This is a genomic window from Undibacterium sp. RuRC25W (assembly GCF_049339825.1).
Classification (GTDB): domain Bacteria; phylum Pseudomonadota; class Gammaproteobacteria; order Burkholderiales; family Burkholderiaceae_D; genus Undibacterium.
This window is the reverse complement of the sequence record NZ_JBMPPD010000010.1, coordinates 1-12,646: the sequence shown is the minus strand read 5'-3', so window position 1 is coordinate 12,646 and position 12,646 is coordinate 1. Positions and strand designations below refer to the sequence as shown.

The 12,646-nt window shown below is 47.1% G+C and carries 12 protein-coding genes and 1 pseudogene; 8 read left to right on the top strand and 5 right to left on the bottom strand.

The window, feature by feature from the left end; genetic code table 11:
* Positions 1-97 precede the first annotated feature (97 nt).
* From ACO0KV_RS06535 to ACO0KV_RS06515, 5 genes are all read left to right on the top strand, one after another.
* Positions 98-463, top strand: coding sequence for a flagellar basal body-associated FliL family protein (locus tag ACO0KV_RS06535; RefSeq protein WP_423041104.1), 366 nt, complete (start codon positions 98-100; stop codon positions 461-463).
* 97 nt (positions 464-560) lie between these two features.
* Positions 561-1,193 carry an IMPACT family protein gene (locus ACO0KV_RS06530; protein WP_423041102.1) on the top strand — a complete coding sequence of 211 codons (633 nt, stop codon included), beginning with the start codon at positions 561-563 and terminating at the stop codon, positions 1,191-1,193.
* Between the two features lie 48 nt (positions 1,194-1,241).
* Positions 1,242-1,544: a DUF2288 domain-containing protein gene (locus tag ACO0KV_RS06525; RefSeq protein ID WP_423041100.1), complete on the top strand. Its 303-nt coding sequence runs from the start codon at positions 1,242-1,244 to the stop codon at positions 1,542-1,544.
* A 190-nt stretch (positions 1,545-1,734) separates the two neighbouring features.
* Complete coding sequence (locus ACO0KV_RS06520; RefSeq protein WP_423041098.1) at positions 1,735-2,352, top strand: hypothetical protein; 618 nt, start codon at positions 1,735-1,737, stop codon at positions 2,350-2,352.
* Positions 2,353-2,476: 124 nt separating this feature from the next.
* Positions 2,477-3,751, top strand: a complete 1,275-nt coding sequence (locus tag ACO0KV_RS06515; protein ID WP_423041096.1) for a tetratricopeptide repeat protein — start codon at positions 2,477-2,479, stop codon at positions 3,749-3,751.
* A gap of 283 nt (positions 3,752-4,034) precedes the next feature.
* Here ACO0KV_RS06515 and ACO0KV_RS06510 read toward each other — a convergent pair whose 3' ends face one another.
* From ACO0KV_RS06510 to ACO0KV_RS06500, 3 genes are read right to left on the bottom strand one after another with little or no spacing between them, the layout of a single operon-like run.
* Positions 4,035-5,615, bottom strand: coding sequence for an ammonium transporter (locus ACO0KV_RS06510; RefSeq protein WP_423041094.1), 1,581 nt, complete (start codon positions 5,613-5,615; stop codon positions 4,035-4,037).
* Positions 5,616-5,646: 31 nt separating this feature from the next.
* Positions 5,647-5,985, bottom strand: coding sequence for a P-II family nitrogen regulator (locus tag ACO0KV_RS06505; protein WP_423016653.1), 339 nt, complete (start codon positions 5,983-5,985; stop codon positions 5,647-5,649).
* A 14-nt stretch (positions 5,986-5,999) separates the two neighbouring features.
* Entirely contained in the window at positions 6,000-6,746 is a 747-nt protein-coding gene (locus ACO0KV_RS06500; protein ID WP_423041092.1) for a TorF family putative porin, read from the bottom strand.
* 474 nt (positions 6,747-7,220) lie between these two features.
* Between ACO0KV_RS06500 and ACO0KV_RS06495 the strand changes: the two genes are divergently transcribed.
* Entirely contained in the window at positions 7,221-7,463 is a 243-nt protein-coding gene (locus ACO0KV_RS06495) for an accessory factor UbiK family protein (protein WP_423041090.1), read from the top strand.
* Positions 7,464-7,697: 234 nt separating this feature from the next.
* On the top strand, positions 7,698-9,227 hold the full coding sequence (locus ACO0KV_RS06490) for a YifB family Mg chelatase-like AAA ATPase (protein WP_423041088.1): 1,530 nt from the start codon (positions 7,698-7,700) through the stop codon (positions 9,225-9,227).
* A gap of 401 nt (positions 9,228-9,628) precedes the next feature.
* On the opposite strand, the gene ACO0KV_RS06485 is transcribed toward ACO0KV_RS06490, so the two are convergent.
* The gene (locus ACO0KV_RS06485; protein WP_423041086.1) at positions 9,629-11,737 is read right to left on the bottom strand and encodes a peptidase domain-containing ABC transporter; all 2,109 of its coding nucleotides are present in this window, start codon (positions 11,735-11,737) and stop codon (positions 9,629-9,631) included.
* 289 nt (positions 11,738-12,026) lie between these two features.
* Positions 12,027-12,239 (bottom strand): TraB/GumN family protein, encoded by a 213-nt coding sequence (locus ACO0KV_RS06480; protein ID WP_423041084.1) that lies wholly within the window; start codon positions 12,237-12,239, stop codon positions 12,027-12,029.
* 117 nt (positions 12,240-12,356) lie between these two features.
* On the opposite strand from ACO0KV_RS06480, the pseudogene ACO0KV_RS06475 reads away from it, so the two are divergent.
* Positions 12,357-12,646 (top strand): annotated as a pseudogene (locus ACO0KV_RS06475) (transposase); the annotation flags it as partial.

The window sequence follows — 12,646 nt, the reverse complement described above, 5'->3', positions numbered from 1 at the left end:
TAATCGTCTTTCTGGATAGTTCCGAAACCCTTCCCTTGTGAGAGATGTTATGCGAAAAAATGCATTCATAAAGGTCCTTTTAGCAAGTCTTTTTTGCGTGCTCGCCCTTTGCTCTGGCACGACACAAGCCAACGAAAAAAAAGAAGGTGGCGAAGGTAGTTCGTCAGTCGTGGCTTTGGAACCGTTCACCGTTAATTTGTCGAGCTTTGATCGCTATCTGCAGATCAGTCTCACGCTGCAATTAGGAAACCCTGAAACCGGCGAGAAGATTAAAGCCAAGATGCCGATGGTTCGACACGCTATGATCATGCTACTGAGTAGTAAAGAATCGTCTGATATTCAGAACAGCGATGGTAAACGCGAATTGATTAATGAGATTAAAGAGAAACTCAATCAGGCGTTAGGTTTAAAAGAGCACGACGGCGTCACTGATGTCTACCTGATTAATTTCGTCATTCAATAAACCTGAGCAGATCGTCATACCAAGCAACATCGGCGGCAAGCGGAATGCCAAGTCCCTGGCAATCTTTGCTCCGCCCTCTATTGTTTACGAATGACGTGTGACGCGATTCTCCGCGCTAAAACGCTCATCCTCCATACCTCAACTTTACATGCATCAACTGGCAGCACCCGCATTTGCGGAAATCGACATCAAAAAAAGCCGCTTTCTGGGACAACTGTACCCTTTGCATAGCCGCATTGAGGCGCGTGAACGTTTAAGCCAGATTCGTGCTGCGCACCCGCATGCGGTACACGTTTGTTGGGCATTAGTGTGTGCAGGCGAATCAGGCCTCGATGACGATGGTGAACCCTCTGGAACTGCTGCGAAACCAATGTATAACGTCTTAGTTCATAAAGACGTTATTAATGTACTCGCTGTTGTTGTGCGCTATTGGGGTGGTATCAAACTCGGTGCTGGAGGCCTGACGCGCGCCTACGGACAAGCCATTTCAGAAGCTTTTAAAATGGCAGAGTTAATCGCTGTTGAGACCTTGGCGGATATCAGCATCGAAGTCAGTTTTGCTGATGAGTCCCATGCCAGGCGTACCTTAGAAAAATATGCAACGCATATCACCGATGTCTTTTATGGGGAGATGGTGCAAATACACGTCAGTATTAAAGAAAAAAATGTCGATGACGTGATTGCTGAACTAACTGAACAATTAAAGGGTCAAGTCAACATCAAAAAGTGATGCGCCTCCTTGTGAGTTATTATTTTATTACCCCTACAAGAAACTACTATGTCGTCTGAACAATCCTTACGCGAAAAAATTAACCAAGAAACTGCGATTTTCCCTTGGAGTGAATTACTCAAACAATTTGCCAGCGGCAATGTGATCGCCGTCGATGGCGAGCTTGATCTGGTCGAGATTGCCGAAGCAATGGCAACTGATAATACGGCGGTGATTCAGCCATTCGTCATCGCTGGAAAAATTGCCAAGGTCACCGACGAACAGGCCCTCTCCTGGCTGGAGCAAAATCTCATGGTATGGACCGTCGTTATCAAACCGTGGATCCTTGTTCAACATCGGGTAGAACAATAATTGATGACCGTGACGAAGTAACTTAGGTTCTTTCTCAGGTTCTTTCTTCGTTTTTTCCTCAGTTTTTGCTCCTTATGGCACCCAAGGCTGATACCGCAACGGATTGCACCACAGTGGCATCGCTTCAATGATAATGAACTTTTAATAAGTTTCATCTGTCACAGTGACATATCACTCAGGGAGTTTAACGATGACAGCAATGACAGTCAGTCCTGTACCGCCCATATCGCAACGGTTATTTGTCATTTTACTCATGTTGTCGGTACATGCTTTGCTGTGGTTTGCGTGGCAGTCGCAGATCAAATTCGGGTTGTTGCGCGAAACACCAACAACGTATCTGCAATTGCTACAATTACCTCGACAAGAGCCCGAGCCGCCGCACCCGAAGCTAGAAAAAAGTCCAACGCAACAAGATAAACCAAACACGCATCCTGTGGTGTCGCGCAAACAAGCAAATGTTGCCTCCCCCACAACCAAGACGATCACCGTCACGTCAAACGCACCGACCATCGCGATTCCAAATAACGCGAATACGCCGATCACCAGCAGCGAACCTGAACCAGCAATACATCTTGATCTTGATGCATTGCGCGCCTCAGCGCTGGCAATGGATAAACAGCGACGCCCAGGTGAAATTGAAAAAATGCAGAATGAACTGAGACGCGATGAGCGTATTGAAACGCGTCTGGGTGAAGGCGTTAAAAAAGCGCAGGCCAAAGATTGCCGACAAGCCTATTCTGGGTTAGGTTTGTTGGCACTGATTCCATTGGCAGCCAGTGCCATAAGCGATAAGGTTTGTAAGTGGTGAACCTGTGGCTACCTCAGTTATAATGCCCGCTTCGCACATCCACACAGTCAACAGACTTAATCAGCTGAGCGTTACTATCAGAACCGTGCTCGTGCGGCCTTCCTTATTTTTTACCGGATAATCCATGAAAAAAATTTCCTATTTGTTCGCTGCGATGATGTTTGCAGCAATCGGCTCAGGTATTGCTCCTGTGACCTCAGGTATCGCTCACGCGGATGAAGCTGCCGACAAAGCGAAACAAACCACTGTCCGTGCGGAAATGGGCAAACCATTATCAGAAATTCAAGACCTGCTTGATAAAAAACAATATCCGCAAGCATCAGAAAAAATTAATGCTCTGAAGGCCTTTGAAAATAAAACACCTTACGAACTCTTCGTGATTGATCGTATGTACGCTGTTGTAGCATCTGGAACGAGTAATACCGATCAGTTAGCAATTGCTTTCGAAGGGATGATTAAATCTGAGTTCCTCAAAGACAATGAGAAACAGCGTTTGATCGAAGGTTTAGCGGGTACCTATTTCAATGAAAAAAAATATGACTCCGCTATTATCTGGGCTAAGCGCTTTTTAGAAAAAGACAGCGCCAACGCCTCGATGCATAATTTGTTATCCCGAGCGTATTACCTCAAAAACGATTTCCCGAATGCGATTACGGAACTCAAAGGTATTGTGGCCGAAGATCAGGCAGCAAAACGCGCGCCAACCGAAGAAACCTTGCGTTTGCTGGGAAGCAGCTATCAACAGATCAAAGATACCGCGGGTTACACCTCGCTATTGACATTGATGATCACCTACCACCCAAGCAAAGAATACTGGGGTGATCTACTCTACCGCGTTGAGCATAAACCAGGGTTCTCCGATCGCCTGCGTCTGGACCTGTATCGTTTGATGCTCACAACGAACAATATGGACGATCCAGGACAATATGTAGAAATGGCAGAACTGGCGTTGTTGGCTGGCTTACCGACAGAAGCAAAAGCAGTGGTTGATGCTGGCTATGCCGCTAACGTGCTGGGTGCAGGCAAAGAAGCTGCGAAACATAAACAATTACGTGACCGTGTTAATAAACAAGCGGCTGACGACGTTAAATCATTGGACGCTGGCGAAACCGCCGCAAAAAATGCAAAAACAGGCGTTGGCTTGGTCAATATTGGTTATAACTACGTTGTTAACAGTCAATTTGAAAAAGGTATCGCGCTGATCGATCAAGGTATCGCTAAAGGCGGACTGAAATCTGCTGACGAAGCAAAACTGCATTTAGGCCTCGCCTATCTCAAAGCGGGTAATCGTGATAAAGCAGCGGAAGCATTCGGTACCATTCAAGGCACGGATGGCGCCGCGGATATCGCCTCGCTGTGGTTGAAGTTCAAGCCACTGGAAGCGCCAGTAGCAAAATAAGTTCTTCTATCTGAAGTCTGAAAAGCGTGCCAGGATATTTTCTGCCACGCTTTTTTTGCGCTCTGCATTCTCAAGCAATCCACAACTGATTGCTTGCGCTAGTGTGCCTTAAATGTTACTTCATCTTAAAGACTGGCTTTGTCGTGATGTTGTTGGCAGGGACAAAAAAAGAGCGGTTTAGCAATGACGCTAAACCGCTCATAAAATCAGCACCGTGCGCTCTATACACGTACTGAGGATACTAGCTTTGCTACATCAAACCTTTCTGCAACCTCCCGCTCAATTAAGAGTGGTATGCAGATTCACCATGGCTGGTGATGTCTAAGCCTTCACGTTCTTCATCTTCTGGTACACGCAAGCCGATGACGATATCAACCAGTTTGAAGGCGATAACGGATACCACTGCGGACCAGAGGACTGTTGTACCAACGGCAATCGCCTGTACTTTGACTTGATCAAAGATCACATATGGATCAGCAGACATTTTGTTAGCAACATAGTCCATGATGCCTTGGCCACCCAACGCTGGTGCAGCGAACACACCGGTTGCCAACGCACCGAAGATACCACCAACGCCGTGTACGCCGAAGACGTCCAGAGAATCATCCGCACCGATGAGGCGTTTCAGACCATTGACACCCCACAAGCAGATCACACCTACCAGCAAGCCGATGACTAATGCACCCATTGGACCCACGAAACCACATGCTGGCGTAATCGCAACCAAACCAGCAACAGCACCAGAAGCGCCACCTAACATGGATGGTTTGCCTTTAGACATCCATTCACCGAACACCCAGGATACCGTTGCTGCAGCTGTTGCCAACAACGTATTGACGAATGCCAGTGCTGCGATATCGCCTGCTTCTAATGCTGAACCAGCATTGAAACCAAACCAGCCCACCCACAACAACGAAGCACCAATCATTGTCATTGTCAGAGAGTGTGGTGCCATGGATTCTTTACCGTAGCCAACACGCTTACCAATCATGATCGCGCCAACCAGACCGGCAACCGCTGCATTGATATGCACAACAGTACCACCAGCGAAATCAAGTGCACCTTTTTGTTGCAGGAAACCACCTTTAACCAACTCAGCTGCCGCAGTTGCTGCATCTTTAATGGCGTCAGGACCAGTCCAGAACCAGACCATGTGTGCAATCGGCAGGTAGCTGAATGTGAACCACAACACGACGAATGCCAGTACTGCGCTGAATTTTGCACGTTCAGCAAACGCGCCGATGATCAGACCGCAAGTAATCGCTGCAAACGTTGCCTGGAAAGCGACATAAACAAACTCAGGAATCACAACACCTTTGCTGAATGTTGCAGCGGTCGCGAATGTACCTTTAACTGGATCCCAGATACCTTTGAGGAACACACGATCAAAACCACCAATGAAAGAGTTACCTTCAGTGAATGCCAAGGAGTAGCCATAGAGGCACCACAGAACAATGATCACAGCAAAGATCATGAACACTTGCATCAGGATGGACAGCATGTTTTTGGAGCGGACCAAACCACCGTAGAACAATGCCAGACCTGGAATCGTCATCAGGATCACTAACAGCGTGGAAACCAGCATCCATGCAGTATCACCCTTGTTAGCAACGACCGCTGGTGCAGATGCTGCTGACGCGTCTGCAGCGGCGGCAGGTGCGGAAGCAGTTGCTGCATCAGAAGCCGCAGCAGGTGCAACGACTGGCGCTGGGGTAGCAGTTGCTGCTGGTGCTGAAGCGGTGACTGCGGATGCCGCAGTGGCGTCAGCTTTTGCTGGTGCATCGTCCGCCAATGCGACGGACGTAAAACCTACTGAAGCAAGCAAGGCACCTGCTACCAGCATATTTTTAAATATATTTTTCATATGAATTCCCTAATGAATCAATCAGAGTGCGTCAGAGTGCGTCGTTGCCGGTTTCGCCGGTACGGATACGCACAACCTGTTGCAAGTCATAGACAAAAATCTTTCCATCACCAATTTTGCCGGTACGGGCTGCATTTTCGATCGCTTCAATAGCACGATCAACAATCGCATCATCCACAGCGGCTTCGATTTTAGTTTTTGGCAAGAAATCAACGACATATTCAGCACCGCGATACAACTCGGTATGACCTTTTTGGCGGCCAAAACCTTTGACTTCGGTCACGGTGATGCCCTGTACTCCCATTTCCGATAAGGCTTCACGCACTTCATCGAGTTTGAAAGGTTTGATAATCGCTGTAATGAGTTTCATACTATCCTCGGTCTTCAGAAAGTTTTAACGGCCGTCAAGACCAGACTTGTCTTGCCAGTGAATTTACCCGCTGGTGTTACATACAGAGAACTATTAGCATTCGTACCGATCGCCGCTAAAGTGAAAGCAACGCCAACAAATTCTTTAGTTACGCCAACTTTCCAGTCAGTGTACGAGTACGCAGAGTTATTTTTAACCATCTGACGACCAGCATGCAACACCAATGTGTACGCTTCTGTCAACTCGACATTCGCGCCCAAATCAAGGTAGCCGCTGTTTTTACTGTTTGCATTACCGAACAGGTTTGTCACAGAACTGGAGTATTTTGCATAGAAAGGACCTGTACCGACCTGACCGTAGATCTCAGTGGTGTTTGCGTTAACTAAACCAGCGACATTACCCAGACCATTGGAAGGATAAACATAGCTCAGAACACCAACGTCATACGTCACGTCTTTAGTGATTTCGCCGCGCTTACCTGCGTACAAATCCCACTCAACATCGCCACCGCCGCCTGCATCTTTTGTCCATTTAATGGAAGACAACCAGGTACCAGCGTAAAAGCCTGTTGGATTATTTGTGTAGTCCGCACCGCCTTGCAATGCTGGATCCAGACGAGTCTGAGAAATGCCACGATAGCGATAGTCGCTCGCAACACCAACATTAAAACTAACTTCATTGTCTGGTTTTGCGTCTTCAGCATGTACAAATCCAGTCATGAGCGTTGAGGCCACTGCAACAGCAAGTAAAGCTTTCTTCATTTTGCTTCCCCTTAAAGGTTTGAACATTATTAATAATTAAGAAACTGCCTTGAACTCACTTCGTCAACCGCTGATACACAAAGCCAGAAGATCATCCGTGACCCTGCGGGAAATGAACTCATTGAACTTGATAGAGCTCTTCGCTTTTGTATAAGCAGGAGTTGTGCCAGGTGTCTTGGGAACAATACACAACTGAATTTTTCTTAATTTTTTGTCTCTAATTATGATCCTATCGCCCTGCGGTGACCGCTTTGTTACGCCTTGTCATATCTCTGTTGTGAAGAGAGGCGCTAAGACCATGGGCAGCTCTCTAGCTTTAGGTTATGATTTCCTTTTAGTCAAAACTACACTACCCAACTGGTCTGAACGAACAGTCGATTTGCACCAATTTGCAGCAAACGTTTTAATGTAATCTGATAGTAAAAAAATCGCACCATAAATGTGCGTAGCCGTCAATAACCAGGACAACACACCATGAACAAGCAAAATTTTTTCGACGACATGCAGGCAAAAATTAGCCAGGCACTGGAAAACTCACCAGCAAAAGACATAGAAAAAAATGTCAAAGCAATGATGACCCAGGGATTCTCTAAACTAGATCTGGTCACACGTGAAGAGTTTGATATTCAGGCACAAGTGTTAGCCAAGACCCGTGCCAAGCTGGAAGCACTAGAAGCGCGTGTGGCAGCATTAGAAACACAGATCCCACCAAAGTAAGCGGGGTATCCTCAGTTTTTTCTCTTTTTCTTAACCTTGGTGCATCCGATCTGCTGGATGCACACCAGTACGTCATCCTTACCCGTTTGGTGACGGGTTACAGTCGTATTCATCAAATTATTCACGGCGACTGGACTGATTTAAAAGACAAAGTGGTATTTGATGCGTCGCCCCTCCGTTCTGCTGGGGTTAATTCCGTATGGGCGTGAGAGCTTTTTAGCATAAAGGAAAAATGTGAGTCTTGCCGTCTTAAAAAGCCGTGCATTGGCCGGCATGCATGCGCCACAAGTGACTGTTGAAGTGCATCTGGCGAATGGTCTACCAGCTTTTGCCATCGTTGGTTTGCCGGAAACTGAAGTCAAAGAATCCAAAGACCGGGTCCGCGCAGCCATACAAAACGCGCGTTTTGAGTTCCCGGCTAAGCGAATTACGGTCAATCTGGCGCCGGCAGATCTACCCAAAGAATCAGGCAGATTCGACTTGCCGATTGCCCTCGGCATCCTCGCTGCTTCAGGCCAAATCCCCGGCGAAATGCTGGAACACTATGAATTCGCAGGTGAACTCTCGTTATCAGGTGAGTTACGGCCGATTCGCGGTGCCCTGGCAATGACCTTTGCAATTTGCCAGAGTCAGCGCGATACAAGGCCGGAACGCAAACGTGCCTTTATCTTACCGAGCGCCAATGCGCACGAAGCGGCATTAGTCAGCGATGCGACGATTTACCCAGCAGATTCATTGCTCCAAGTTTGCACTCACTTTGCCGCAATCTCCGGTGACGATAAGCTATCCCGTCATCGCCCCGTTGAGACTAAGCAGGCAGCAATCTACCCCGACTTCAGCGAGGTGAAGGGACAGTTACAAGCCAAGCGGGCACTCGAAGTTGCCGCTGCTGGGTCTCATTCCGTATTAATGGTCGGTCCACCCGGCACAGGTAAATCCATGCTGGCAGCGCGCTTTGCGGGTATTTTGCCCACCATGACCGATCAGGAAGCGTTGGAATCAGCTGCCGTGCAATCACTGACAGCAGGCTTCTCGATTGACAAGTGGAAGATACGGCCGTACCGCGCCCCCCATCACACAGCCTCTGCAGTCGCGCTGGTGGGTGGGGGCGGTAACCCACGCCCCGGAGAAATCTCTCTCGCGCATCGGGGGGTGCTATTTTTAGATGAACTCCCAGAATTTGACCGTAAAGTCTTAGAAGTCTTACGCGAACCGCTGGAATCGGGTCACATTACGATTTCGCGCGCGGCACGTCAGGCCGACTTTCCGGCACGATTTCAGCTCGTTGCCGCGATGAATCCTTGTCCTTGTGGCTATGTCGGCCACAGTAATGGCAAATGTCGTTGCACGCCTGAGACCATCAATCGCTATCAGGACAAAATTTCCGGCCCCTTACTGGATCGTATCGATCTGCAAATTCAGGTTGCCGCCCTGCCGCATGCCGACTTGCTCAGGCAAGCCGACGGCGAAACCAGCGCCAGCATCCACGCACGGGTTGAAGCGGCATTTGAGCGCCAGCAGAAACGACAAGGAAAAGCCAACAACTTACTCAGCACCAGCGAAATTGATGCTTTATGCCAACCGGATTCCGCCGCACAACAGCTTCTCACCCAAGCCATCACCAAGTTTGCCTGGTCTGCACGCGCATATCACCGGGTATTAAAAGTAGCGAGAACCATCGCCGACCTCGCCGCTGCAGAGACCATTAGCACACCCCATGTCGCGGAAGCCATCCAGTACAGACGGGCACTGAGGGAGCATTAAGCCACCTTCATGGCGGGTGTCGTCACCTGGACTTCCCCAAGTTAAGTAGACGTTTCATCACGTTGAAACAAATTTGGGGATGACCTGCCCTTCCTGGATCTGGTACGGTAACTATGTAGCATCTGCCATTACGGCGGTCGACATGAAGCATGTCTAATTTGACTATGTAAGATGATATCGACCAGCCGGATACAACCTAGATAACCGATATCCGCTACAAGCGAACGCATGAAGGCTGACCTCTCTCTTGCTGTCATTATTGATGGCCTTCTTTCAACATGGCATTAACACCTAAGCGATGATGAGAAGTGTGGGAAGCAAGTTGAAAGAAAATACTAGTTCATTAGGCATAACGCTCAATATCCGGCTTTTCAGTACGATATCGCCAATTACCTTGTCATTTATACCAACACCCGAAGCGGTGAGACCGCAGTCATGCGCAGTTCCGTCATCACTCCACTTTGGAGCGTTACTACGCGCTCCGCCGCATTAATGGTTTCAGGACGATGTGCAACCATGATGCGGGTGAGTTGTAACCCCCGCAATGCCTCATTCACCTTGTGCTCGTTGTCGACATCAAGGTGACTTGTTGCCTCATCCAAAGCAAGGATTTTAGGGTGTTTGTATAAGGCACGCGCTAATAACACGCGTTGCTTCTGACCACCCGATAAGCTGCTGCCCATATCACCCACTAAAGTCTGGTAGCCCATCGGCATTTTGACGATATCCTGATGAATCGCCGCTTGTTGCGCGCATTGTTCCACTCGTGTTTGATCAGTATGTGCATCAAAAAAACTAATGTTGTCCCTGATAGAACCAGCCAACAACACATCATCCTGCATTACTGTACCGACTAATTGACGATAGGCTTTCACTCCTAATTGCTGAATCGGAATATCATCAATCAGGATTTCGCCTTCAGTCGGTTTAAGCAAACCGAGGATCACCTTGCACAACGTAGTTTTGCCGCAGCCACTAGGCCCAACAAGGGCAATGCTCTGTCCGGCTGGAATGGTCAAATTAATTCCATTCAATATCCACGGCTCACCTTCGCCATAGCGAAACTTGATGTTCTTGAGCGTAATGCTTGGATTAATACGGGATAAGTCTGTCTCTATTGCTGTGTCGACTTCCGCTTCCTCCAACACAATATCAGCCAGGCGTTCGCTATGCAGACCGAGCATTTTGAGGTTGACGACTAAGTCAATCAAACTAAAGAAGCGCCCTGAAAATGTTCCTGCATAACTAGAAAATGCCATCAGCATGCCAACAGATAAGGCATTCGACATTACCTGTCCAGCACCAATATAAAACAAAGCAAGCCCCTGAATACCAAATAAAGTGGTATTGGTAATCTTAAACACTATCGACATTTTCTGCGTTTTAATATCGCGGTTCTGCACATCCATTTTGAGATTCAACCACCGCGCACGGCGCTCATCTTCTCGACCAAACAGTTTTAATGGAGATATCGCGCGAACTGTTTCTAAGAAATGACTGCTTTCTTTGGAGGACAAAATAAGACGCTCTTGCGATGCTTCTCTGAATGGGTGATAAGAAATCCAGCGTAGTAAGGCATAAACAAAAACCGTACCTAGCACTAAAACTGAAAGCTTTAAGCTATAGACCAACATCATGCACAGCGCCAATAAGGCCATCAAACCATCCAGTGCACTTTCGACAAACAAGCTCGTCAAGGTACTTTGAATTGCACCGATGCTGCCAAATCGAGATACTACATCACCTAAATGACGTTTTTCAAAGAATGACACTGGCAAATGGGTCAAATGTGCAAAGACTCTTGCACTCCATTGAAAACTGATATCCATACTCCAACGCATCAGAAACCAGCTACGTGCGAGGCTAATTGCTGTCTGCGTGATCATCAACAAACCAAAGCCAAATACCAAAACAGTCAGTAGTTCTTTATCACCACTGACAATGAGTTCATCGACGACGAATTGATTAAACAAAGGAGAACAGATAGCAAAGATTTCCAGCGCGAGTGCTAACAACATGACCTGCGCAATTGCTGGTCGCAGACCAACGATATGTCCAGTCAGATCACGGATCGCTATCTTTTTACGTTCGTCTTTTTTCTGAAAGGCAGCACTTGGAAATAATTCTAATGCTACACCAGTAAAATGTGCCGATGCTTCTTGTAGGGAGACTCGTCGCTCACCGACAGCAGGATCCAACAAAACTAAAGTAACTTTGCCGCGCCAGTTTTTGGTGACTTTTTTTAAGACAACGAAGTGATTCAAATTCCAGTGCAATATACATGGTGTTTGCAACTGCGGAATTTCTTCCAGTTCCAACTGAAGCGGACGAGTCGATAAATGCAGTGCCGCAGCATGACGCATCAATTGCGCCATTGTCGCGCCCTTAAGGCTAATGGAAAACTGCCGCCGCAAATCCGCGAGGTCGGTATGATGACCATAATAAGATGCAGCCATCGCAAGACAGGCAAGGCCGCATTCGCTCGATTCTGTTTGGAGGATGGCTTTCAAAATATTTTTATAATCATTAAATATGGAAAAAATTCGTCAACGTTTCATTACTATGATTTAATTGAAATTAAAGCGTCGCCTACAGACCTATATGGACAACAAGATGAAAAGTGACTGCGCCACTGGTTATATACCCATCGTCCATTTTATTATTCGAATTAACTAGCTGAATTCATGAATATGGCAACACAGTTTTTCCAAATATTTTGTTGCCCGCTGAAATAACTGCGCCAACCATGCTTGGCATTTCGTACAGTCGTATTGTTATGATTTTCGTCGAGGTTTCAACTCACTCTTGTAAAAATGTGAAGCCCGATGTATTGAATAAATTTAATATTCCATTTTCACCACCAAGATGAGCCGCTCCTACAGCAACCACGCTGCATTGTTTTTTTTCAATTACCTCACTTTGAATTCTTTTCACCATATTTAGATTTCTAACTCCAAAAAAAAGCTTTTCATAAATGTCAGAAATTTTAGGACCAGTAGACATCGCTTCCATTAAATTTTTGTATGAGTGTTCTGGATCCGGTGTTCGTTCATATGACGATTGAGCTTCCCCCGAAATTTAGTTCCCCAAAGGTGACGTAAAATAAACGTAACTTTGGAAAGACAAATGATGAACAGGATACCAAAAAAAGCTTACACGACCGAGTTTAAAGAACTGGCCGTTAAACGTGTTTCAGATGGTGAAGCCATCTCTGTCGTCGTCAGGGAGCTGGGGTTAAGTGACCAAACCCTGCGCAATTGGATCAAGGCCTCATCTGAAGGAAAACTTAAAGGCGCAGGCACGAAAGTCGTCACACCAGAAGCCATGGAGCTATCCCGATTAAGAGCAGAAGTTGCCAGACTTAAGCGGGAGAACGAAATCATAAAAAAGGCGGCGGCATACTTCGCGAAAGATGTTCT

Excerpts from the sequence above, each read along its gene's own strand:
- ACO0KV_RS06525 (WP_423041100.1), top strand. The coding sequence starts at position 1,242 with ATGTCGTCTGAACAATCCTTACGCGAAAAAATTAACCAAGAAACTGCG.
- ACO0KV_RS06480 (WP_423041084.1), bottom strand. The coding sequence starts at position 12,239 with ATGGAAGCGATGTCTACTGGTCCTAAAATTTCTGACATTTATGAAAAG.
- ACO0KV_RS06520 (WP_423041098.1), top strand. The coding sequence starts at position 1,735 with ATGACAGCAATGACAGTCAGTCCTGTACCGCCCATATCGCAACGGTTA.
- ACO0KV_RS06500 (WP_423041092.1), bottom strand. The coding sequence starts at position 6,746 with ATGAAGAAAGCTTTACTTGCTGTTGCAGTGGCCTCAACGCTCATGACT.
- ACO0KV_RS06510 (WP_423041094.1), bottom strand. The coding sequence starts at position 5,615 with ATGAAAAATATATTTAAAAATATGCTGGTAGCAGGTGCCTTGCTTGCT.
- ACO0KV_RS06505 (WP_423016653.1), bottom strand. The coding sequence starts at position 5,985 with ATGAAACTCATTACAGCGATTATCAAACCTTTCAAACTCGATGAAGTG.
- ACO0KV_RS06495 (WP_423041090.1), top strand. The coding sequence starts at position 7,221 with ATGAACAAGCAAAATTTTTTCGACGACATGCAGGCAAAAATTAGCCAG.
- ACO0KV_RS06515 (WP_423041096.1), top strand. The coding sequence starts at position 2,477 with ATGAAAAAAATTTCCTATTTGTTCGCTGCGATGATGTTTGCAGCAATC.